The organism is Phenylobacterium sp., assembly GCF_031425575.1.
Lineage (GTDB): Bacteria > Pseudomonadota > Alphaproteobacteria > Caulobacterales > Caulobacteraceae > Phenylobacterium.
Map to the genome: position 1 here is coordinate 16,140 of NZ_JANPJP010000364.1, position 19,844 is coordinate 35,983.

The following is a 19,844-nucleotide window of genomic DNA, read 5'->3' on the forward strand; positions in this document are numbered from 1 at the left end:
CACTCCGGCGTCGCCGGCCTCACACCCTGGCTGCGTGTGAACAACCTTCTTGGAGCCGACACCTAATCCGCCTGCTTGAGCCGGCTCACCGCCTCGGTGCGGTTGCGGGCGCCGGTCGCAGCGAGGATGGCCTGCACGTGCAGCTTCACCGTGGCGATCGAGATGCCGAGTTGCTTTGCGATCTCCTTGTTGGTGAGCCCCTGCCCCAACTCGGCCAGCACCTCCCGCTGACGGTTCGACAGTCGGGCGGAACCAGGCTCTAGCTCCAGCTGCGGCATTGTCCCGGCCACCAGTTCCTCAAAGCACGGGAAGTACTCGCCCCCGGCCACGACCAGACGCAGGGCTGCGGCCATCAGCGGGCGCTCCGAGGTCTTCGGCAGTAGCGCCCTATAGCCCTCGGCGTAGGCCAGGCGCGCAAGCCTCAGGTCTCGCTGCGCGACGACCAGGACATGATAAGCGGCCGGAACCTGCGCGCCGCGGGCGATCCAGCGGCCGGCCTCGGCCTCCGCCGGGAGATCGAGCAACAACAGATCCGGTTCAACCTCGGACCCGACCTGCGCCAGGTCGGCGACGGCCACCACCTGGGCGGCGCCCAGGTCATCGCGCGCGACCGCGGCCAGGGCGTCGCGGCAGAGCGGGTGGCTGCTGACGATCACGACGCGCATTGGATGCGGATATCTCCAAGATTCACCGGCGGGGCGGCGCAGGCCCTACGGCAAGTAGGGGCCTTGCGCCGCCTCGTCACCTGGCCAACCGGCTAGTCACTCAGCCTTGCGAGCCAACGCCGCCTTGATCTGGCGCACATTTGGCCCAGGCCTCACCCCACTTGGCCTGGCCATGGGTAGGATTCCCGGCGACCGAGCTTGGCTGGAAGCTGAGGGGTGGCAGAGCGATTCGAGGAGCCTGATGCCTGACCAGAAAGCCGCGACCGAGGCCGCGCAGGCTCGGGTTCGTGACGCCCTCGCCCATGCCCCCACGACAACCTTCTTCCAACATCCCTTTTCCGTCCTCACCCTCGACTTTGACGAGCACCTGCGTCTGGTCTCGGCCGCCGGCGTCACCCGGGAGGGTGCGGACGCGCGATGGCACGGCAAGACCGGCGCCCGCCTAATCGATCTCTTCAACGCCGCCGACGCAGCCTTGATCGCCCCCCTGGTGGAGGGGGCCCTGACCGGTCAGGCGGGCATGAGAAAGCTTTCAGCCCCGTCCGGCGCGGACCGGGTTCTGCGGGTCTCCTTCCTGCCCCGCCGCGTCGACGGCCAGCAGCGTGGGCTGGTCCTGAGCGTCAACGATGTCACCGCCCGGGAGGCGGGGATCGCCAAGCTGCGGGCCCTGGAGGATCGGTTACGGGCGATTCTCACCCACGCCGCCGACGCCATGATCGTGATCCGCACCGACGGGGTCATCGAGGCGGCCAACGAGGCCGCCGCCCGCCTGACAGGTTGGGCAGAGAACGAGTTGGTGGGCCGCCCGATCCAGCTCCTGATGGACGAGCCCTATCACAGCAGCCATCAGGGTCAGATCGAGCGCTACCTGAAAAGCGGCGTCAGCGGGATTCTCAATGTCGGCCCGCGCGCTCTGCCCCTGCGCCATCGCCTGGGCCACATCGTTCCCATCGAGCTCTCCATCGGCGAGGCCGTGATCGGCGGCGAGCGCCGGTTCATCGGCGCCTGCCGGGACATCACCAAACGGCTGCAGGTGGATGAGGCTCTGAGGGCCGCAAACGCCGAATTGCGTGGCACGGTCTTCGAGCTGGAGACGCTCAGCGCCGGCCTCGCGACTCAGAAGGCGGCCCTGGAGGCCCTTGCGATCGAGACGGACGCCGCGCGCCGGACCGCCGAGGTCGCCAACCAGGCCAAGTCGCGATTCGTCGCCACCATGAGCCACGAGCTGCGCACCCCCCTCAACGGCATCCTGGCCGTGGCCGAGGCCCTGTCACGCCGGGACCTCACGGACGACGACCTGGAGCTGGTCACCATCATCCGCTCCTCCGGCCAGGGGCTGCTGTCGATCCTCAACGAGGTGCTGGACCTGGCCAAGGTGGAGGCCGGCGCCCTGCTGCTGGATCCGGGGCCCTTCTCACCCGCCGAGGCGGTCGCCGCCGTGGGCGATGTCTGGCGCTTCGCCGCCGAAGCCAAGGGCATCACCTTGAAGGTAAGTCTCAGCCGTCTGCCCGCCACCCTCCTGGGCGACGCCGGACGCCTCCGCCAGGTGCTCTCGAACCTGGTCAACAACGCCATCAAGTTCACCGATCGCGGCCAGGTCAGCCTCACCGCCCGCCGCATAGGCCGCGGCTCGAAGCTTCGTTTCGAAGTCACCGACAGCGGCCCCGGCATCGAGGAGGACCAACGCGAGCGCCTGTTCGACCCCTTCATCCAGGCCGACGCCGGCACGACGCGCAAGCACGGGGGCACGGGCCTGGGCCTGACCATCTGCCGCGAGCTCGTGACCCTGATGGGCGGTCGCATCTGGGCCGAGAACGCGCCGGAGGGCGGCGCGCGCATCGTCTGCGAGATTCCCTTCGAGGTCACCGACGCGGTCGCCTCGCCATCGCCGACCGCGACCCTCCGCGAACCTGGAGAAGCGTCACCGTCTGGCGACCCGCTGATTCTCGTCGCCGAGGACCACCCTCTGAACCGCCGCGTGGCGGGAATCGTCCTGGAGGGCGCGGGCCTTCGCTACGAATTCGCCGAGGACGGCGTCGCCGCCGTCGCCGCGGTGAGAACCGGCCGCTTTGACCTCGTTCTCATGGACGTTCACATGCCCCGGATGGATGGCCTTGAGGCCACCCGCGCCATCCGCGCCCTGCCCGGCGCCCTCTCGGCTATCCCCATCATCGCCGTCACCGCGGCGTCGCCCGACGAGGTCAGCGAATGCCGGGAGGCCGGCATGGACGACTTCGTCTCCAAGCCCATCGGCGCGGCGGCTCTCCTGCAACGCATCGCGGAAAACCTGCCGGCGGCGGACTAGGCGCGCGCGATGAGAGGATTCGGTTCACGCCGCGAACTGCGGGACCGGGAACCGGGCGGCCGCCAGGTAGTCCAGCATGTCGCCGCAGACCTTGGTCACGCTCGGCCGCGCCTCGACTCGTTTGCGCCAGGCGTTGAGCGCCTTGAACTCAGGCCCCATCGGCTCCCCCAGCATGGCGGCGAACAGCTGGGCCAGATAGGCGGTGATGTCGGCGTTGGAGAAGGACGCCACCAGGAAGTCCCGGTCCCCGAGCGTCTCCTCCAGCCCCTCATAGAAGGCCCTCACCACCGCCTTGCACGCGGCGCTCTCGGCGGCGTCGGGGGTCCAGCGCAGATCGCGCAGCCGCAGGATCTTGGGGAACCAGATCTCATCGATCTTCATCTCCAGCAGCCGGGCGCGGGCCCGGTCGCGAATGGTCACGGGCCACAGCGGCCGGCTGGGGACCAGATCCTCGAAGTATTCCGCGATCACGGTCGAATCGAACAGCTCCAGCGGGCCGTCGATCAGCACCGGCACCTGCCGCTTGGGATTGATCCGGTCGACCTCGTCGTGCCGGCCATAGGGCGTGGGGCTGCGCAGGTCGAAGCCCAGGAACTCCACCTCGATGGGCAGCCCCTTCTCGATTGCCGCGATCAGCACCTTGGCGCCGTAGAAGCTCATCGGACCGCTATAGACCTTCATGCTCACCCCTCCATCAATGCACGATCGTTCGTGCTATTTTGTGCTCAAAACCAGAGATGGCTCAGACCGTCGTCTCCGCGTCATCCAGAATGCGGGCCACCGCCTCCTCGGCGCGGGCGCGCGCATTGGGCGCCTTGAACAGCTTGGTCTGCTGCTGGAACGAGAGAAGACTCCCCGTCACCTCGAAGGCCACTTGTTGGCACATGTCGGCCGGCATCGGGCCTCCCCTGGGCAGGTCGGTCGCAACTCGTGCAAGGGTCTCCTGCCACCGGAGCTGGGACCCCACCAGCAGGTCGCGGATGGCGCCGGGGCGGTCGTCATATTCCTGGGCGGCGACCGAGAACAGGCAGCCGCGCATGCCTGGCTCCCCCTCCACCCAGTCGAACCAGCGGTGCATCAGCACCTCCATCCGCGCCCGCCCCCGCGGGGTCTTCAAGCCCGGCTCGACCACTCGGTCGGTGAACCGGTCGATGGCCTCCTGCAGCACGGCTAACTGCAGGGTTTCCTTGGATTTAAAGTGCGCGAACAGGCCGCTCTTCGACAGGTTAAGGTCCTCGGCCAGCGGCCCCAGCGACAGACCCGACAGCCCCACCTGAACCGCCCGGTCCAAGGCTAGACTGACGATCGCCTCACGTGTGGTCGCGCCTTTTCCCATGGGCACTTTTTAGCACGACCGGTCGTTTTGTCTACCCCGGCGCTTCGCCCAGATCGGCGATCAGATCATCGGCGTCCTGGCTCCCCACCGACCGCCCGATCGGTCCGTCATGGACGCCCAACTATCGGCGTATGTCGGCCGGCGTCATCATCGCGGGGGCTCGGTCAAGCTCTCAACCCCGTGCGGGCTCTCGGTTCGGGGGCGACAGCCGGTCCCGATCGCGAAACCTCGAGTCCTCCATCCACGCCCACCAACGGTCAGGCAGGGGAGAACCTTGTAAGGTCAGGCCGCCTGCTGGCCGTCCTCGTAGACCGGGGCGTCGTCTGCCGGCAATGCCTGCTTGCCACGGATCATGTCGGCCGCCTTTTCAGCGATCATGATGGTGGGCGCGTTGGTGTTGCCCCCCACCAGGGTCGGCATGACCGAGGCGTCAATGACCCGGAGGCCCGCGATGCCGCGCACCTTCAGTTCGCCGTCCACCACCGCCATCTCGTCGTCCGCCGCCCCCATGCGGCAGGTGCCGACCGGGTGGTAGATGGTCTCGGCGACCTCCTTGATCCAGGCGTCGATCTGCTCGTCGGTCTGGACCTGTTCGCCGGGGAACAACTCCGTGGAGCGGTACTTGTCGAGGGCCGGCTGGCGAGCGACCTCCCGCATCATCTTCACGCCTTCGCGAAGGGCGCGGCGGTCTTCCTCGGTGTTCAGGTAGTTGGCGAAGATGGCCGGATCGTCCAGCGGGTTGGCGGAGTTCAACCCCACCCGGCCCCGGCTCTCGGGCCGCAGCTGGCAGACGTGAAAGGTGAAGCCGTCCTTGGCCACCTGGGTCTTGCCATGGTTCTGCATGACGGCCAGCACGCAGTGCACCTGCAGGTCGGGGCGGTCGAGGTCGGGGCGCGATTTCAGGAAGGCGCCGGATTCCAGCATCTGCTTGGAGCCAAGTCCCTTCTTGAACAGCAGGTAGTTGATGCCGATCAGGGCGGTCTTGATGCCCTTGCGCGCCGAGAAGACAGTGATGGGCAGCGGGCACTCCCAGGACAGGGTCACATCGAGGTGGTCCTGCAGGTTGGCGCCGACGCCCTTCAGCGCATGGACCACGGGGATGCCGTGCTTCGTCAATTCCTCAGGGTCGCCGATCCCCGAAAGCTGCAGGATGTGGGGCGACTGGACGGCGCCGGCGCTGAGCAGCACCTCGCGGTCGGCGTGGACCTCTTGCTTGACCTGCTTGTCGTCGAGGAACTCCACGCCGGTCGCGCGGCCGTTCTCGATGATGATCCGGGTGGTCCGCGCGCCGGTGAGGCAGGTGAGGTTGGCGCGAGTGAGGACCGGGTGCAGGTAGCCCTTGGCCGCGCTCCAGCGCTCCCCGCCCTTGATGGTCAGCTGATATGGCCCCCAACCTTCCTGCTGGAAACCGTTGAAATCGCTGGTGACCTTGTGCCCGGCCTGCCGCCCAGCCTCGATGGTCGCCTTGTAGATCGGATTGGGGTCCGAGGCCTTGGTGACCGCCAGCGGACCGTCGCCGCCGTGCCACTGGTCGCCGCCGCCCTCCAGGCTTTCCGAGCGCTTGAAGTAGGGCAGCACGTCCTTGTAGGACCAGCCCTGCAGGCCCATCTGGCGCCACTGGTCATAGTCGCGCGCATGGCCGCGGATGTAGATCATGCCGTTGATGGAGCTGGAGCCGCCCCAGCCCTTGCCCCGCGGCCACCAGAGCTTGCGGTTGTTGAGGTGGGGCTCTTCCTCGGTCCAGAAGCCCCAGTTGTAGGTGCCCTTGTTCCCGATCAGGCCGCCGACGCCGGCCGGCATCCGCACCATCAGGTGATTGTCCTTGGTCCCGGCTTCCAGCAGCAGGACCTTCACGGTCGGGTCTTCGGTCAGGCGGTTGGCCAGGACGCAGCCGGCCGAGCCGGCGCCGATGATGATGTAGTCGTAGCGGTCCATGACAGCGGCCCTCCCCTAGGTGTTGGGGTCACCCTTACTGGCCTCGGCGCCCGGCACAAGACCGGACGCAGCGTCACCCTGGATAAAGTTGACGCCGGCGTCACGGACGGCGGAACTCCATGATCCAATTGGTTTCCCAGGTCTTCCCGCCGTCATAGGAAAAGGCCTGGCTCCAGCGCGGCGTGTCGGGATTGGCGGTCTGCCAGTCGAACACCACCTGGACGGGGCGGTCGCCGTCCATGTCCTCGCCGCGGAAGGTCCCGCGCGTCCCCTCAAAGCGGCCCGTCACCGGCGGCTGCATCACCCCGTCACGGTCGGTGATCCACCAGATGGTCCACTCGTCGCGCTCTGGACTGTAGAGGCGGAAGGTCATGCCCTTGAAGCCCTGTGCGGCGAAGTCGATCTCATCGAGGCTGCACATGCCGCCGAGCCGCAGGTCCGAGCGCTGGCGCACCTCGAACACGTCCCAGTCGGTGGAGCCGACTCCCCGCCCCTTCAGGCGGCGATTGGTGACGATCCAGTCCCCATGATTGAAATCGAAGGCGTGGCGGGAGGTCTGGGCGGCGGTAGGCATGCAAGCTCCTCAAGCTGGAGCTTCGCCTTACCGCCACTTGCTGACAGGGTCTGTCAGCTACCTACTTCCCCTTCCAGTTCGGCGTACGCTTCTGGGCGAAGGCCATGGGCCCTTCCACGAAGTCCTCGGAGCGGAACAGGGCCGAGATGGCGGGGTAGCGGTTCTGGCCGGCGATAGCGCCTTCCAGGCTCGGCTCGTCCAGGCCGCGATAGACCGCCTCCTTCGACGCCCGGATCGACATGGGCGACAGCTCGGCGATCTGGCCGGCCCAGCGGCGCGCCGTCGCCATCAGGTCGGCAGGGGTGCTGACCTCGTTGACGAAACCCAGGTCGCGGCCCTCGGCGGCGGAAACCCGGCGGCCGGTGAGGATCATGCCCATGGCCCGCTTGGTCCCGATGGCGCGCGGCAGACGGTGCAGGCCGCCGGCCAGGGCGGCCAGGCCGACTCGAGGCTCCGGCAGGGCGAAGACCGCGTTGTCGGAGGCCACGATGATGTCGCAGGCGAGCGCGATCTCGAAACCGCCGCCCATGGCCACGCCGTTCACCGCGGCGATCAGCGGCTTGTTGAGGTCGAAACGCTGGGCCAGCCCGGCAAAGCCGCTGGGCGGCATGGCCATGGAGCCGCCGGTGGCCTGGTTCTTGAGGTCGTTGCCGGCCGAGAAGGCGCGCTCGCCGGCCCCGGTGATGATGCCGACCCACTGCTCGGGATCGGCGTTGAAGGCGTTGAAAGCCTTGTCCATCTCGAAGTGCATCGGCGAATGCACCGCGTTCATGACCTCTGGGCGGTTGAGGGTGAAGACCGTGACCGGGCCTTCGCGCTCCACGGAGATGAATTCATAGGCCATCGGGTGTCCTCCCATTCTTTCGTTGGGAGAACGCTGGCCGGGCGCCGCTGCGTCCGTCAAGCACACTCGGCGGGCCCAGGCCGCTTGACCGGACGGGCGACCTCGCCCACCAAAAGGCATGAGCACGCTTCCGACCCTCGACGGCCCCATCCAGCCGCCCGCTTCCGGCGGCGCACCGAAAAGCCTCGTGATCCTTCTGCACGGCTACGGGTCAAACGGCGCCGACCTGATCGGTCTGGTCCCGCACTGGCAGCACGCCTTCCCCGACACCCTGTTCATTTCCCCCAACGCCCCCCAGGTCTTGCCGGGCATGTTCGACGCCTATCAGTGGTGGCCGATCACCAACATGGATGCGCAGGCGCGCATCAACGGGGCGCGAGAAGCCGCGCCGGTGCTTAACGCCTTCATCGACCACCAGCTGGCCAAGTATGGGCTCGGCGAGGACCGGCTGGCGTTGGTGGGGTTCAGCCAGGGGACCATGATGGCCCTGCAGGTCGGTCTGCGCCGCTCGCCGCAGGTCGCGTGTATCCTCGGCTATTCCGGCATGCTGGTGGACGAGGCCGGCCTGGATTCCGCCAAGGTCAAGCCGCCGGTCCTGCTGGTGCATGGCGACGCCGATCCGATGGTGCCGGTGGCCGCCCTGCATCATGCCGGAGCGACCCTGCAGAAACTCGGCTTTGAGGTCGGCGGACACGTCTCTCCAGGCCTGGGCCACAGCATCGACATGGAGGGCCTGCAGATGGGCGGAAACTTCCTGCACAAGTTTCTCGCCTGACACAGGCGCGGCTTGGCGTCTGAGTTATCCTGGCGGTCATAGGCGCCATTGACGAGCGCCCCCATCAGGTGAGGCTCCCCATGGATGACGAAACCAATCCCGCCAGCGTCAATCGCGATTCGCGCCTGACCCGCCGCGGCTTCGCCACCGTCACCATGGCCACCGGTGTGGCGCTTGCCGGACAGGCGCTGGCCGCCGAGGTCGTCGAGACCGATGTGACCATCACCACCGCCGACGGAACCTGCGACGCCGCCTTCTTCCACCCGGCCGGCAAGGGCAAGTGGCCCGGCGTGGTGATCTTCACCGACATCCTCGGGCTGCGACCCGCCTTCCGCGACATGGGCAGGCGGATGGCCGCCGAGGGCTACGCCGTGGTCGTGCCCAATCCGTTCTACCGCGCCCGCAAGGCGCCGGTGATCACCGGACCCTTCGAGTTCTCAAACCCCACCGACCGGGCCAAGCTGGGTGAGCTGACCGCCCCGCTGACACCCGACGCCAAGGCCCGCGACACCGCCGCCTACGTCGGCTGGCTGGACAAGCAGACCCAGGTGAACACCCGCAAGAAGATCGGCACCCAGGGCTACTGCATGGGCGGCCTCTACACCTTCCTCGGCGCTATCAACCATCCGGACCGGGTGGGCGCGGCAGGCTCCTTCCACGGCGGGGGCCTGGTGACCGACAAGCCCGACAGCGTGCACCTGCAGGTCGGCCAGGCCAAGGCCGGCTTCCTGGTGGCCATCGCCGAGAATGACGACGCCAAGCAGCCGGACGCCAAGGACAAGCTGAAGGCGGCCTTCGCGGCCGCCAAGACCAAGGCCGTCGTCGAGGTCTATCCCGCCCAGCACGGCTGGTGCGTAAGGGACAACGCCGTCTACCACCCGGCCCAGGCTGAGCGCGCCTTGGCCGCCCTGCTGTCGCTCTACGCGCAGTCGCTAGGCTGACGCGCCAGTTTCTCGAGACCGCCCAGGGCGATATTCAGGCACATGTCCACGGCGGTCGGGAGGTCGAGGTCGCCCTGGGCGACCAGCCGACCGGCCCGGTCGGTGACCGCCATCAACAGGTCCACCGCCGCAATGGCCCGGGGTAAGGGCAGCCCATAGGCGCGGCGTGTGGCCCTCACGAAATAGCGAACCGTCTGGTCGCGGCTGACACGGCTCTCGGCCTCCATCAGGGCCGCGGTCGCCGGGTCGCCAAGCAGCGCGGCGATCAGCGGTCCTCGGTCTCGGACATGCTCGAGGTAGAGGCGTGTTGTCTGGGCGATCAGCTCGGGAAAGGACCCGGCCTGTAAGGCCGCGCCCATGCCGCGCGCGCCAAGTTCAGCCTGCTCTCGCTGCAGCAGGGCGCCCAACAGCACGTCTCGCGTGGCGAAATAGTTATAGACCAAGGCCTTGCTGATCCCCGCCGACCTGGCCAGCTGTTCCATGGTGGCGGCCTGCAGGCCTTCCTCCACGATCAGTCGCGCGGCCACGTCCAGAATCTGATCGCGGCGGGCGGCGGGGGCCAGCCGAGTGCGGGTGCGCGGGCTCATCGCTGCCCCATGCCCGCGGCCACGCGTCAGGTCCAGAGAGGCGAGGAGCCTTTGAGCACGCGGGTCATGAGGATCATCCGCGACACCTCGCGACCGTCCTTTGCGTCCCTAAGGGTGCTTTCGTACCAGGCCACCTCGGTCTTTGGCGATTCCGAGAGGGCGAGTATGGTCCCGTCGGCCAGATAGTCGCGCTCCATGAAGACCGGCCCGTCGAGCCACTGCACTTCGATGGCGCCGAACATGCCCACAAAGCCAGCCTGCGGCCTGAACAGCGGCGTCTCCACCTCCCGCATAGCGTCGATGGCGATGGCAGGCGGCGCGACCCGCTCGCCCCACACCGAGGCGTCGAGATATTCCGGCAGAGCCTCGGTGATGAATTCCAGGCGGTTGTCGTTTCGCGACAGCTCCAGACGAGCCGAAATGTCGCGACAGGCGTCTCCGACCTTGGAGGCCTGCAGGATCCGGAGGTCTTCGGGCGGGCGAACGTCCCGCAGCCGCTGGCGCAAGGCCGAGCCCAGGTCTGGCGGCCCGGACGCGGCGGTGCCCTCGCAGACACGCCGACCTTCGGCATCCTCCATCCACACCTCCGCCCGCAACCCGCCCTCTGGCCTCACGACCGGATCGCGGGCGAAAACCTGGACGGGCTCGCCGTCCGTGGTGGGCGTCAGGAAATAGAGGGACAGGTTGCCGGTCTGAAACCAGGTTCGGCCGAACAGCTCCGCCATCAGCGGCGGAAACTGCTCGAAATGGATGTTCCCGGCCACCGTGCCGCCTTTGAACCCCAATCTCTGAGCCGTGGCGTTGTCGTGGATCGAGCCCTTGGCATGCTTGGAGAAATTGTCAGGTCGGCGCACCGGTCCGGCCGTGACGCCAGCCTGACGGCTCGTCGTGAAGGGGACTTCGGACATCGGGCCTCGCTGTCGGTTGACCAAGTCTCGTGAACCAAACTACTATTCCACGCCCCTTATAATAACAAGCCGGATCCCTCATGAACCTCGACTTCTCCGGAGAGGACGTCGCCTTCCGGCAGGCGGTGCGGGACTTGATCGCCGAGGTGTTTCCGCAAGGTGATCAGTTCGATGGCTCCCGCACCGACGAGGCCCGATGGCACGCCGCCTTGCTGGCCAAGGGCTGGGCCGTGAACAGGTTTCCGGTCGCCTTTGGCGGCCCCGGGTGGACACCGGCCATGAACTTCATCTGGGAGCGGGAGACCGCCGCGGCGGGGCTCCCGGGCCAGGTCGGCGGCATGGGGCCGGGCATGCTGGCGCCCGTGCTGTTCGCCTACGGCAGTCCCGAGCAGCAGGCGCGCTTCCTGCCCGATATCATCGCTGACCGGACCCGGTGGTGCCAGGGCTACTCCGAACCGGGCGCCGGATCTGATCTGGCCGCCCTGCGCACGCGGGCGGTGCGGGAGGGCGAGGTCTATGTCGTGGACGGCGAGAAGGTGTGGACGAGCGGGGCCCACACCGCCGACTGGATGTTTTGCCTGACCCGAACGGCGACCGAGACCAAGCCCCAGGCGGGGATCACCTTCCTGCTCATCGACATGTGCACGCCCGGCGTGGAGGTGACGCCGATCATCTCCATCGACGGCCGCCACGCCTTTAACCGGGTGACCTTCGACGGTGTCCGCGTCCCGGTGGAGAACCGCATCGGCCTGGAGGGCCAGGGCTGGACCTATGCCAAGGGCCTGCTCACCCACGAACGCACTGGCCAGGCCTTCGTGTCGCTCTCGCTCAACCTGCTGCGAGGCATCCGTGTGGCGGCGTCGACTGAACTTTCCGGATCGGCGGGCGGCCGGTTGATCGAGGACTCCGGCTTCGCGAGCCGGCTGAGCGCAGTTGAGATCGAGCTGCGCGCGCTGGAGATGACCGAGTTGCGAACCCTGTGGGAGGTCGCCGCGGGCTCAGCGCCGGGCGCACAGTCCTCCATGCTGAAACTGAAAGGCACGGAGATCGTGCAGCGGCTCACCGAGCTGTATGTGGAGTGCGCCGGACCCTATGCCGCGCCCTGGTTTCCGGAGACCGACGGGCCGGCCGAGCCGCTGGGACCCAGCTGGGCGCGCCGGGAAACGGTGCGATATCTGGAAGGCCGCGCCGCCAGCATCGCGGGCGGCTCGGACGAAGTGCAACGAAACATCATGGCCAAGCACGTGCTGAAGATCTGAGCCGCCGGAACCTTGACCGTGGGCGGGCGTTTCCGGGGGCATATTCCCAAGCCCCAGGAGATCCCCATGTCCAAGTTCACCGCAGCTCTCGCCATGCTCGCTGGCGCGGCGGCCCTCACCGCCTGCACCACCACCGACCCCTATACGGGCATGCAGGTGCGCAACAATACCGGGACCGGCGCCCTGGCCGGCGCGCTCGGCGGCGCGGCGCTTGGCTACCTGACCAACACCAACAGCGGTGAGCAGGGCCGCAAGAACGCCCTGATCGGGGCCGGCATCGGCGCGCTGGCCGGGGGCGCGGTCGGCAACTACATGGATCGGCAGCAGGCCGATTTCCGCCGTTCTCTGGAGGGCTCCGGCGTGCAGATTCGTCGCCAGGGCGACGACATCGTGCTGATCATGCCGAGCGACGTGACCTTTGCCGTCGACCAGTCTGATGTCCAGCCTCGCTTCCAGCCCGTGCTCGCTGACGTCGCCCGCACGCTGAACGCCTACCCCCAGACCACAATCGATATTGTGGGCCACGCCGATTCCAGCGGGGCCGATGACTACAACCAGGCCCTGTCGGAGCGCCGCGCCAGTTCGGTGGCCAACTATCTGGTCGGCGCCGGCCGGGTTCTGCCAGCGCGCATCTTCGTGGCCGGCGAAGGCGAGAGCCGGCCGATCGCTTCTAACGGTACGCCCGAAGGGCGCGCCGAGAACCGCCGTGTCGAGATCATCCTGCGCCCGATCCAGGGCTAGGGGCGAGAGGGCGGCCTAAACCGCCGCCCTCAACTCTCTCTTATAGCGCTGCCAGTTGGCGACGTAGTGCATGGCCCCACCCGCCAGCATGCGCGCCTGGCCCTCCGAGATCTCGCGGACCACCTTGCCCGGAGCGCCCATGACCAGGGAGTTGTCAGGGATCTCCTTGCCCTCGGTGATCAGCACATTGGCGCCGATCAGGCAGTTCTTTCCGATCTTCGCCCCGTTGAGGATGATCGAGCCGATACCCACCAGGGAGTTATCGCCGATGCTGCAGCCGTGCAGCATCACCATGTGCCCCACCGTGACATTGGCCCCGATGGTCAGGGGCGAGCCGGTGTCGGTGTGCAAAACCGAACCATCCTGCACGTTTGAGTTCTCGCCGATGATGATCGGGTCGTTGTCGCCACGAATGGTCGCACCGAACCACACCGAGGCGTTTTTCTTGAGAATCACATTCCCCATCACCGCCGCGTTGGGGGCTATCCAGTATTCGTCCGCCCCCGGAAGCTCCGGGGCCACATCGCCCAAGTTATAGACACTCATTGTCGCACCCTCATTATTGTCACGGATCCTTTGCTTAATCCGCGGTTAACCCCGTTAGGATCATCTTAGTCGGGCGATTCGAGGGGGCGATAGCCTTCCCGAACCGGCTGGGGCCGGTTTTCGGTCCTGGCGTCCCGCATGACGGAGACGAGGGTGTCGCGTTTGTGGCTTCGGCGGGCTCATCCGCCAGCATTGCGAAGCGAAAGCGGTCCACCGGGCTGCGCACGACGCCGGTCTGTCTCACATCACCAGTCGACCTCGAAGGGCGATCCACTGCGGATACGCCCTTTTTTCATGCTCTTACGGAGGCTTTGATGACCAAGCGAGCCCTGAAGCGACAAGTGCGCGAAGGCGCCTTCGACGCCGGCCAATTCCAGGATGACGGCAAGGTTCGCCGTCTCCCCGTAGAACGGGCCTGGTCGCCGCTGGCCCATCACAATGATGACCGTGAGCAGGGGTATCTGAAGACCATCAAGTCCAAGTCGCCGGGTCAGGACGAACTGATCGCCGCCATCGACGCCAAAAACCTGGTGATGGCGCTGGGTCCGGCAGGCACGGGCAAGACCTACCTCGCCATCGCCAAGGCGGTGGAGGCCCTGGAGGCCGGCAAGGTCGGCCGCATTGTGCTCTCCCGCCCCGCCGTCGAGGCCGGCGAGTCTCTGGGCTTCCTGCCCGGCGAGATGGAGGACAAGCTCGCCCCCTATCTGCGACCGCTCTATGACGCCTTATCCGACCGGCTCTCGATGAAGCGGGTCCGGGCCCTCATGACCGAGGGGGCCATCGAGATCGCCCCAGTCGGGTTCATGCGTGGCCGAACCCTCAACAACGCCTTCGTGGTGATCGACGAGGCCCAGAACTGCACCTACGGCCAGCTCAAGATGCTGCTCACGCGTCTGGGCTGGCACTCGACCATGGTGGTCACGGGCGACCCGAACCAGTCCGACCTGTTGCCCGAACTCTCTGGCCTGGGCCCCGTCGCCGACCGCCTGGAAGCCGTCGGCAACATCGCCGTCGTCCGCCTCCAGGACCGCGACATCGTCTGCCACCCCCTGGTCGCCGAGATGCTGGGGGTGCTCTGAGACGTTAAGCGGGAGGCGCGCGCGCCATGGTCGGCCGATCTGGATGGCAGCCGGCGCGCGCGCCTGTCTTCGTCGTCAGGTGATCCCTTCGGGCTCACCGTTCTTGGCGGGCGGCGGGCGGCAAGCCCCGGCGCGGGCCTGGACCACATAAAACAGGGCCCGAGTGCGGCTGAAGGTGTTGTGCTCGGCAAGCGCTGTGGTCGGCTCGCCGGTGATCAGGCTGGCCGAGGGGTCTTCCGCGCCGGGCTGGGTCAGAGTCTGCTGGTTCCAACGCGCGAGCTGGGTGTTGCAGGCCGCCGACGCGGCGTCCGCGACGGTTTCTGCGTCGTCCCGCGAGGGCGCGAGGCTGTAGGCCCAGCGGCGCACGCAGTCGTCAACCGCCGCCGCGTCGGCGGATACGCCCGGCAGGGCCGCCGCCTTGGGCAGTTTGAAGTCGACGCAGATGTTCCCGTTCGCCGCCATCGCCCGCGGCTGACCGCTGCAGGCGCTCAGCGCAAGCGCAGCCAGGCACAGCCCGGTCAGTTGAGCCCGCATCAGCGCCGATACTCCACCGGGGCCGACGCCACCGGGTTGCCGTACTGGTCATAATAGACCTTGCGAACGGCGCGCGCCGGCGCAGGCGCCGCCGCGTACCGGCTTCTCGTGTTCTGGGCGTAGCCGCGGTTTTGACGCCCGCAACCGCTACGGCCGATTTCATGGCCGACCACCGCGCCGCCAAGGCCGCCGACGATCGGACCGGTGGAGCCGTGGGTGACCGCCCCGCCCAGCAGGGCGCCGCCCAGGCCGCCGATGACCGTTCCGTTGAGCTTGCGGCTCCGACACGAGGCGTCGGCGTCCGTCGGGCCGGCAATCAGCGGGAGGGCGACGAGGGCCGCAAGGGCCGTGAGGGTGAAGGTCTTGCGCATATTTTTGGGTCCTGACGTGAAGTCCGTCCGATGACCAAACGCGCGAAAAGGCTTTAGGGGCCGCCCCCGGGAAAAAAAGCTTGAGCATGGGCTAAGCCCGGCCCGCCCCCTACCTCGGCCTGAACCGCTTGTTCGTCGGCCACCCCTTCGGCGCCAGTTTCCCCGCACTCGCGCGCTTGCCCAGCCAGTCGCGCCACTCGGCCCAGGTCCGCGTGCGGCCTGAGCCGTCGACCGTCGTCATGCCCTCTGCGCCGCCGAAGACCGCCGCGTCGCGCAGGCCGCCCTCGCGGTAGCTCTGCAGCTTCACGCCCTTGCCGCGCGGCATCTCCGGCAGGTCGGTGACCGGAAAGACCAGCAGCTTGCCGTTGTCGCCCATCACCGCCAGGTGGTCCGCCTCGCCCAGGGCCAGGCAGGCCAGGGCCGTCCCGTTCAGCACCTGCTTGCCGGCCCGGCGGAACGCCACCGCCTCGGCCTCGGGCAGGATGAAGCCATAGCCGTCCTTGCTGGCCAGCACCCGGCGCGCGCCCGGCCGGTGCACGAACACGTCGACCAGCCCCACCTTGTCGTCCAGGTCGATCATCAGTCGCAGCGGCTCGCCATGCCCCCGCGCGCCCGGCAGCTTGTCGCAGGCCAGGGTGAAGAACCGCCCGTCGCTGGCGAAGATCAGCAGCTTGTCCGTGGTCTCGGCCGGCACCAGGAACTGGAGCTTGTCGCCCTCCTTGAACTTCAGCTCCGAGGGGTCCTCCAGCCGCCCCCGCGCTGCCCGGATCCAGCCCCGCTCGGAGAGGATGACCGTGATCGGCTCGCGCACGATCATGGCCTCCAGCGCCGCTTCGGTGTCGATCTCCGGCGCGTCGGCAAAGGCCGAGCGGCGGCGGTTCAGGTCGTCGCCCAACGCAGCCCGCACCTGGCGCAGGCCCGCGGCCACGAGCTTCCATTGCGCCACGTCCGAGGCCAGCATGCCGACGATCCCGTCGCGCTCCTCGGCCAGCTCGGCGTGCTCGCGGCGGATCTCCATCTCCTCCAGCCGGGCGAGCTGGCGCAGGCGGGTGTTGAGGATCGCGTCGGCCTGCAGGTCCGAGAGGCTGAAGGTCTCGATCAGCCGCGCCTTGGGTTCCTCCTCGTACCGGACGATGCGGATCACCTCGTCCAGGTTGAGGTAGGCGATCATCAGCCCGTCGAGGATGTGCAGCCGGGCCTCGATCTTGGCCAACCGGTGCCGCGCGCGCCGCACCAGCACCTGACGGCGGTGATCCAGGAAGGCGCGCAGCACCTGCTTCAGGCTCATCACGCCCGGCGTGCCGCGCGCATCCAGCACGTTCATGTTGACGCTGAACCGGGTCTCCAGGTCGGAGAGCTTGAACAGGCTCTCCATCAGCACCTCGGGCTCGACGTTGCGGCTCTTGGGCTCCAGCACCAAGCGCACATCTTCGGCGCTCTCGTCGCGCACGTCGCCCAGCAGCGGCGCCTTCTTGGCGTCGATCAGCTCGGCCAGCCGCTCGACCAGGTCCGCCTTCTTCACCTGATAAGGGATCTCAGTGACGACGATCTGGTAGGTCCCCTTGCCTAGGTCCTCGCGGGTCCAGCGGGCGCGCACCCGCACCCCGCCCCGCCCCGTCGCATAGACCTCGGCCAGGTTGCCGCGCGGCTCGACGATCACCCCGCCAGTGGGGAAATCCGGCCCCTGCACATGGGTCATCAGCGCCTCGGTCGAGGCGTCGGGCTGGTCCAGCAGCAGCAGGCAGGCGTCGATCAGCTCGCCGGCGTTGTGCGGTGGGATTGACGTCGCCATGCCCACCGCGATCCCGGTCGAGCCGTTGGCCAGCAGGTTGGGAAAGCCCGAGGGCAGCACCACCGGCTCGGTGTCCGAGCCGTCGTAGGTGGGCCGGAAATCGACCGCGTCCTCGTCGATCCCGTCCAGCAGCAGGGTCGCCGCCACCGTCAGCTTGGCCTCGGTGTAGCGCATGGCCGCGGCGTTATCGCCGTCGATGTTGCCGAAATTGCCCTGGCCGTCGACCAGCGGATAGCGCTGGGCGAAGTGCTGGGCCATGCGCACCAGGGTGTCATAGATCGACTGGTCGCCGTGCGGGTGATAGCCGCCCATCACCTCGCCCACGACCTTGGCGCACTTGCGCGCCGCCGAGTCGGGGTTCAGCCGCATCTCGCGCATCGCGTAGAGCACGCGCCGCTGCACGGGCTTGAGCCCATCGCGCACGTCCGGCAGGGCGCGGTCGGTGATGACGCTGAGCGCATAGGCCAGGTAGCGCCGGCTCAGCGCCTCCTGCAGCGGCTCGTCGATGATGCGGTCGCCCCCGCCCGAACCCGCGGGTGGCGGCGTGGTGGTCTCGTCGGTCATGGAATCAGGCGTGTTGGAGGTGACCCGACCCTAGCCGAACCCAAGGCGCGCGTCGCCGGGGCGCGCCCCACTCTCGGTTCAGCTATCGCGTGCTGCGGCGGTCGTTCAGCATCGGCGCACGGGGCGTGGGCGACGGGGCGCCGGTCGAGCGGGAATCGCGCAAGCCGCCCTGGACGCGCGGCTGGTAGGTCGAGCCATAGGTTTTCATGAGTTCGGCTTTGCTGAAGACTTCAGGGCGGAGATGACGACGGGCGCCTTGGGCGGCGCCTGCTTCGGTTTGCGCGCCTCTTTGTTCGACTTTTTCTGGCCCTTGGCCATGGCGGTGATCCTTCAGGGGTCGCGGCGCGCAGGCGATGCCGCCGCCGCATCAGCATCTATCACGTCGTCGGCCGGTTTCGCCGACAATCGCTTAACGTTTGAAGACCCCCACAAGCTCCACGTGCGGCGACCACAGGAACTGGTCGACGGGCAACACGCGCTCCAGCGCGAACCCGGCGTCGATGAGCGTGCGCGCGTCCCGGGCGAAGGTGGCCGGGTTGCAGGAGACGCCGATCACCCGGCCGGCGCCCGAGCGGCCGATCTCGGCGACCTGCTCGGCGGCGCCCGCGCGCGGCGGGTCGAAGACGACCGTGTCGGTGTGGCGCAGGTCGTGGGCCAGCAAGGGTCGCCGCACCAGGTCGCGATCCTCGACGCTCACGCCTTTCAGGCCCGGCGCGGTGGCGAGGGCCGCGCTCAGGGCCACCACGACGCCTGTGCCGAAGTCGGCGGCATGGACCGGAGCCACCGTGGCCAGGGCGAAGGTGAAGGTGCCGACGCCGCAATAGAGGTCCGCGATCCGGCTGGCGCCCGCCGCCTCCGCCGCCACGAAAGCGGTCATGGCGGCTTCGGCCCCGGCCGTGGCCTGCAGGAAGGCGCCCGGCGGCAAAGCGACGCGGGCCGGCCCCAGCCGCACGGTCGGCTGGCGCGACATGTAGGCAGCCTCGCCGTTCAGGGTGACCCGGGCGAAGTCCGCCTCGGCCGCGCGCTCCGCCAATTGCATCCGCGCGTCCGCCGACAGCCCGCCGCTGCGCGCCTCGACCCCGGTGATGTCGATGTCCAGGCCGGCGTCCGTCAAGGTGACATGCAGCGAGGGCGCCGACTTCGGGTGCTCGAACAACCGCGCCGCCAGCCGCTTCAAGGCGGGTATCGAGGCCTGGATCGCCGGCTCCGCGATCGGGCAGACGTCGATCTCGACCAGGTCCCACGACCCGCGGGGCTTGTAGCCCAGCCGCGCCCCATCCCGGTCGCCGCGACGGGCATGCAGGGTCACGCGCCGCCGGGTGCCGGGGCCGGCAGCGAACGGGGCCAGGACCTCCGTCTCGATCCGCTCGCGCGCCAGGGTGCCGACCATCCGCTCGACCTTCCAGGCCAGGTACGCCGCGTGCTCCCAGTGTTGCAGCGCGCAACCGCCGCAGATGCCGAAGTGCGGACACGGGGGCGTCACGCGCTCGGCGCTCGGGGCCAGCACCTCGACCAGCTCAGCCCGCCCGCTGCCGACCCGCGCGCTGACCCGCTCGCCGGGCAGGGTGAAAGGCACGAAGATGGAGCCGGCCGCCACGCCATCGCCCTCCCCGCCGATCGCGTCGATCGTCAGTTCCACGGGCGGCCCGGTCAGCGGCCGGGCTGGAGGCCGGGACGGCGGCCCAGACGAAGATCCGGCCTGCGGCCGCCCCTTCGCCCGGCGATGCGGCGGCTTCATCGGCGCGCCCCGCCAAAGGCCCCGCACAATCCATCATCAACGAACATGAACGACTTTCTTAGCGGCCGTTCAGGTTGGCCGCCGCATCTTCGCCCCAAGCGCTGCCGTAAGGTCGGCGCAGAGCCTTGATCAGAGGGATACCCAATGTCCACGCGCCCTTCCATCTCCAATCGGGCGATCGCCAGGATCGCGGCCGCCGGCGTCCTTGCCATCTGCGCCGCCGGGCCGGCCTTTGCGCAAGGGTCAAACGGCTACGCGCCGCGCGCCTCGGGCAGCTATGACTACGACCCCTGCCGCCGCGACGCCAACCAGCGCGGCACGGCCGGCGCCCTGATCGGCGGCGGCATGGG

Annotated in this window: 20 protein-coding genes and 1 pseudogene; 7 read left to right on the forward strand and 14 right to left on the reverse strand. The window is 68.3% G+C overall.

Annotated elements, in window-relative coordinates:
• Window positions 1-62 precede the first annotated feature (62 nt).
• Window positions 63-665 carry a response regulator transcription factor gene (locus RMO97_RS20625; RefSeq protein ID WP_310542879.1) on the reverse strand — a complete coding sequence of 201 codons (603 nt, stop codon included), beginning with the start codon at window positions 663-665 and terminating at the stop codon, window positions 63-65.
• Between the two features lie 241 nt (window positions 666-906).
• Here RMO97_RS20625 and RMO97_RS20630 point away from each other — a divergent pair, with 241 nt between their 5' ends.
• Window positions 907-2,970, forward strand: coding sequence for an ATP-binding protein (locus tag RMO97_RS20630; RefSeq protein ID WP_310542880.1), 2,064 nt, complete (start codon window positions 907-909; stop codon window positions 2,968-2,970).
• Window positions 2,971-2,994: 24 nt separating this feature from the next.
• Here RMO97_RS20630 and RMO97_RS20635 read toward each other — a convergent pair whose 3' ends face one another.
• The 5 genes from RMO97_RS20635 to RMO97_RS20655 form a co-directional block, all read right to left on the reverse strand.
• Window positions 2,995-3,651, reverse strand: coding sequence for a glutathione S-transferase family protein (locus tag RMO97_RS20635; RefSeq protein WP_310542881.1), 657 nt, complete (start codon window positions 3,649-3,651; stop codon window positions 2,995-2,997).
• 61 nt (window positions 3,652-3,712) lie between these two features.
• Entirely contained in the window at window positions 3,713-4,306 is a 594-nt protein-coding gene (locus RMO97_RS20640) for a TetR/AcrR family transcriptional regulator (RefSeq protein ID WP_310542882.1), read from the reverse strand.
• 282 nt (window positions 4,307-4,588) lie between these two features.
• Window positions 4,589-6,241 (reverse strand): choline dehydrogenase, encoded by a 1,653-nt coding sequence (locus RMO97_RS20645; protein ID WP_310542883.1) that lies wholly within the window; start codon window positions 6,239-6,241, stop codon window positions 4,589-4,591.
• 100 nt (window positions 6,242-6,341) lie between these two features.
• Window positions 6,342-6,815: a DUF1579 domain-containing protein gene (locus RMO97_RS20650; protein ID WP_310542884.1), complete on the reverse strand. Its 474-nt coding sequence runs from the start codon at window positions 6,813-6,815 to the stop codon at window positions 6,342-6,344.
• Between the two features lie 61 nt (window positions 6,816-6,876).
• A complete protein-coding gene (locus tag RMO97_RS20655) occupies window positions 6,877-7,659 on the reverse strand; it encodes an enoyl-CoA hydratase-related protein (RefSeq protein WP_310542885.1) in 783 nt (260 codons plus the stop codon).
• 118 nt (window positions 7,660-7,777) lie between these two features.
• Here RMO97_RS20655 and RMO97_RS20660 point away from each other — a divergent pair, with 118 nt between their 5' ends.
• Window positions 7,778-8,434, forward strand: coding sequence for a dienelactone hydrolase family protein (locus tag RMO97_RS20660; protein WP_310542886.1), 657 nt, complete (start codon window positions 7,778-7,780; stop codon window positions 8,432-8,434).
• A gap of 80 nt (window positions 8,435-8,514) precedes the next feature.
• Window positions 8,515-9,375 carry a dienelactone hydrolase family protein gene (locus RMO97_RS20665; protein ID WP_310542887.1) on the forward strand — a complete coding sequence of 287 codons (861 nt, stop codon included), beginning with the start codon at window positions 8,515-8,517 and terminating at the stop codon, window positions 9,373-9,375.
• On the opposite strand, the gene RMO97_RS20670 is transcribed toward RMO97_RS20665, so the two are convergent.
• Both RMO97_RS20670 and RMO97_RS20675 read right to left on the reverse strand, forming a co-directional pair.
• On the reverse strand, window positions 9,354-9,962 hold the full coding sequence (locus RMO97_RS20670; protein WP_310542888.1) for a helix-turn-helix domain-containing protein: 609 nt from the start codon (window positions 9,960-9,962) through the stop codon (window positions 9,354-9,356). The genes RMO97_RS20665 and RMO97_RS20670 overlap by 22 nt on opposite strands.
• A gap of 26 nt (window positions 9,963-9,988) precedes the next feature.
• Window positions 9,989-10,870 carry a hypothetical protein gene (locus RMO97_RS20675; protein WP_310542889.1) on the reverse strand — a complete coding sequence of 294 codons (882 nt, stop codon included), beginning with the start codon at window positions 10,868-10,870 and terminating at the stop codon, window positions 9,989-9,991.
• An 80-nt stretch (window positions 10,871-10,950) separates the two neighbouring features.
• On the opposite strand from RMO97_RS20675, the gene RMO97_RS20680 reads away from it, so the two are divergent.
• Both RMO97_RS20680 and RMO97_RS20685 read left to right on the forward strand, forming a co-directional pair.
• Entirely contained in the window at window positions 10,951-12,129 is a 1,179-nt protein-coding gene (locus RMO97_RS20680) for an acyl-CoA dehydrogenase family protein (protein ID WP_310542890.1), read from the forward strand.
• Between the two features lie 66 nt (window positions 12,130-12,195).
• Window positions 12,196-12,870: an OmpA family protein gene (locus RMO97_RS20685; RefSeq protein WP_310542891.1), complete on the forward strand. Its 675-nt coding sequence runs from the start codon at window positions 12,196-12,198 to the stop codon at window positions 12,868-12,870.
• 15 nt (window positions 12,871-12,885) lie between these two features.
• Here RMO97_RS20685 and RMO97_RS20690 read toward each other — a convergent pair whose 3' ends face one another.
• Window positions 12,886-13,416 (reverse strand): gamma carbonic anhydrase family protein, encoded by a 531-nt coding sequence (locus RMO97_RS20690; protein ID WP_310542892.1) that lies wholly within the window; start codon window positions 13,414-13,416, stop codon window positions 12,886-12,888.
• Window positions 13,417-13,730: 314 nt separating this feature from the next.
• On the opposite strand from RMO97_RS20690, the gene RMO97_RS20695 reads away from it, so the two are divergent.
• On the forward strand, window positions 13,731-14,495 hold the full coding sequence (locus RMO97_RS20695; protein ID WP_310542893.1) for a PhoH family protein: 765 nt from the start codon (window positions 13,731-13,733) through the stop codon (window positions 14,493-14,495).
• Window positions 14,496-14,570: 75 nt separating this feature from the next.
• Here the strand turns inward: RMO97_RS20695 and RMO97_RS20700 are convergent, their stop codons facing one another.
• From RMO97_RS20700 to RMO97_RS20720, 5 genes are all read right to left on the reverse strand, one after another.
• Window positions 14,571-15,029: a hypothetical protein gene (locus RMO97_RS20700; RefSeq protein WP_310542894.1), complete on the reverse strand. Its 459-nt coding sequence runs from the start codon at window positions 15,027-15,029 to the stop codon at window positions 14,571-14,573.
• A complete protein-coding gene (locus RMO97_RS20705; protein ID WP_310542895.1) occupies window positions 15,029-15,400 on the reverse strand; it encodes a hypothetical protein in 372 nt (123 codons plus the stop codon). The genes RMO97_RS20700 and RMO97_RS20705 overlap by 1 nt, the downstream gene beginning before the upstream one ends.
• 109 nt (window positions 15,401-15,509) lie before the next feature.
• Entirely contained in the window at window positions 15,510-17,756 is a 2,247-nt protein-coding gene (gene parC, locus RMO97_RS20710) for a DNA topoisomerase IV subunit A (protein ID WP_310542896.1), read from the reverse strand.
• 204 nt (window positions 17,757-17,960) lie between these two features.
• On the reverse strand, window positions 17,961-18,074 hold the full coding sequence (locus RMO97_RS20715; protein ID WP_310542897.1) for a hypothetical protein: 114 nt from the start codon (window positions 18,072-18,074) through the stop codon (window positions 17,961-17,963).
• 91 nt (window positions 18,075-18,165) lie between these two features.
• A complete protein-coding gene (locus RMO97_RS20720; protein ID WP_310542898.1) occupies window positions 18,166-19,395 on the reverse strand; it encodes a class I SAM-dependent RNA methyltransferase in 1,230 nt (409 codons plus the stop codon).
• A 243-nt stretch (window positions 19,396-19,638) separates the two neighbouring features.
• Here RMO97_RS20720 and RMO97_RS20725 point away from each other — a divergent pair.
• Window positions 19,639-19,844: pseudogene (locus RMO97_RS20725) on the forward strand (hypothetical protein); the annotation flags it as partial.

What these genes read in the sequence shown, in the direction of transcription:
- RMO97_RS20640 (WP_310542882.1), bottom strand. Translation starts at nt 4,306, where the DNA reads ATGGGAAAAGGCGCGACCACACGTGAGGCGATCGTCAGTCTAGCCTTG.
- RMO97_RS20645 (WP_310542883.1), bottom strand. Translation starts at nt 6,241, where the DNA reads ATGGACCGCTACGACTACATCATCATCGGCGCCGGCTCGGCCGGCTGC.
- RMO97_RS20680 (WP_310542890.1), top strand. Translation starts at nt 10,951, where the DNA reads ATGAACCTCGACTTCTCCGGAGAGGACGTCGCCTTCCGGCAGGCGGTG.
- RMO97_RS20685 (WP_310542891.1), top strand. Translation starts at nt 12,196, where the DNA reads ATGTCCAAGTTCACCGCAGCTCTCGCCATGCTCGCTGGCGCGGCGGCC.
- RMO97_RS20670 (WP_310542888.1), bottom strand. Translation starts at nt 9,962, where the DNA reads ATGAGCCCGCGCACCCGCACTCGGCTGGCCCCCGCCGCCCGCCGCGAT.
- RMO97_RS20630 (WP_310542880.1), top strand. Translation starts at nt 907, where the DNA reads ATGCCTGACCAGAAAGCCGCGACCGAGGCCGCGCAGGCTCGGGTTCGT.
- RMO97_RS20655 (WP_310542885.1), bottom strand. Translation starts at nt 7,659, where the DNA reads ATGGCCTATGAATTCATCTCCGTGGAGCGCGAAGGCCCGGTCACGGTC.
- RMO97_RS20660 (WP_310542886.1), top strand. Translation starts at nt 7,778, where the DNA reads ATGAGCACGCTTCCGACCCTCGACGGCCCCATCCAGCCGCCCGCTTCC.
- RMO97_RS20715 (WP_310542897.1), bottom strand. Translation starts at nt 18,074, where the DNA reads ATGGCCAAGGGCCAGAAAAAGTCGAACAAAGAGGCGCGCAAACCGAAG.
- RMO97_RS20635 (WP_310542881.1), bottom strand. Translation starts at nt 3,651, where the DNA reads ATGAAGGTCTATAGCGGTCCGATGAGCTTCTACGGCGCCAAGGTGCTG.
- RMO97_RS20700 (WP_310542894.1), bottom strand. Translation starts at nt 15,029, where the DNA reads ATGCGGGCTCAACTGACCGGGCTGTGCCTGGCTGCGCTTGCGCTGAGC.
- RMO97_RS20675 (WP_310542889.1), bottom strand. Translation starts at nt 10,870, where the DNA reads ATGTCCGAAGTCCCCTTCACGACGAGCCGTCAGGCTGGCGTCACGGCC.
- RMO97_RS20650 (WP_310542884.1), bottom strand. Translation starts at nt 6,815, where the DNA reads ATGCCTACCGCCGCCCAGACCTCCCGCCACGCCTTCGATTTCAATCAT.
- RMO97_RS20665 (WP_310542887.1), top strand. Translation starts at nt 8,515, where the DNA reads ATGGATGACGAAACCAATCCCGCCAGCGTCAATCGCGATTCGCGCCTG.
- RMO97_RS20625 (WP_310542879.1), bottom strand. Translation starts at nt 665, where the DNA reads ATGCGCGTCGTGATCGTCAGCAGCCACCCGCTCTGCCGCGACGCCCTG.
- RMO97_RS20695 (WP_310542893.1), top strand. Translation starts at nt 13,731, where the DNA reads ATGACCAAGCGAGCCCTGAAGCGACAAGTGCGCGAAGGCGCCTTCGAC.
- RMO97_RS20690 (WP_310542892.1), bottom strand. Translation starts at nt 13,416, where the DNA reads ATGAGTGTCTATAACTTGGGCGATGTGGCCCCGGAGCTTCCGGGGGCG.
- parC (WP_310542896.1), bottom strand. Translation starts at nt 17,756, where the DNA reads ATGACCGACGAGACCACCACGCCGCCACCCGCGGGTTCGGGCGGGGGC.
- RMO97_RS20705 (WP_310542895.1), bottom strand. Translation starts at nt 15,400, where the DNA reads ATGCGCAAGACCTTCACCCTCACGGCCCTTGCGGCCCTCGTCGCCCTC.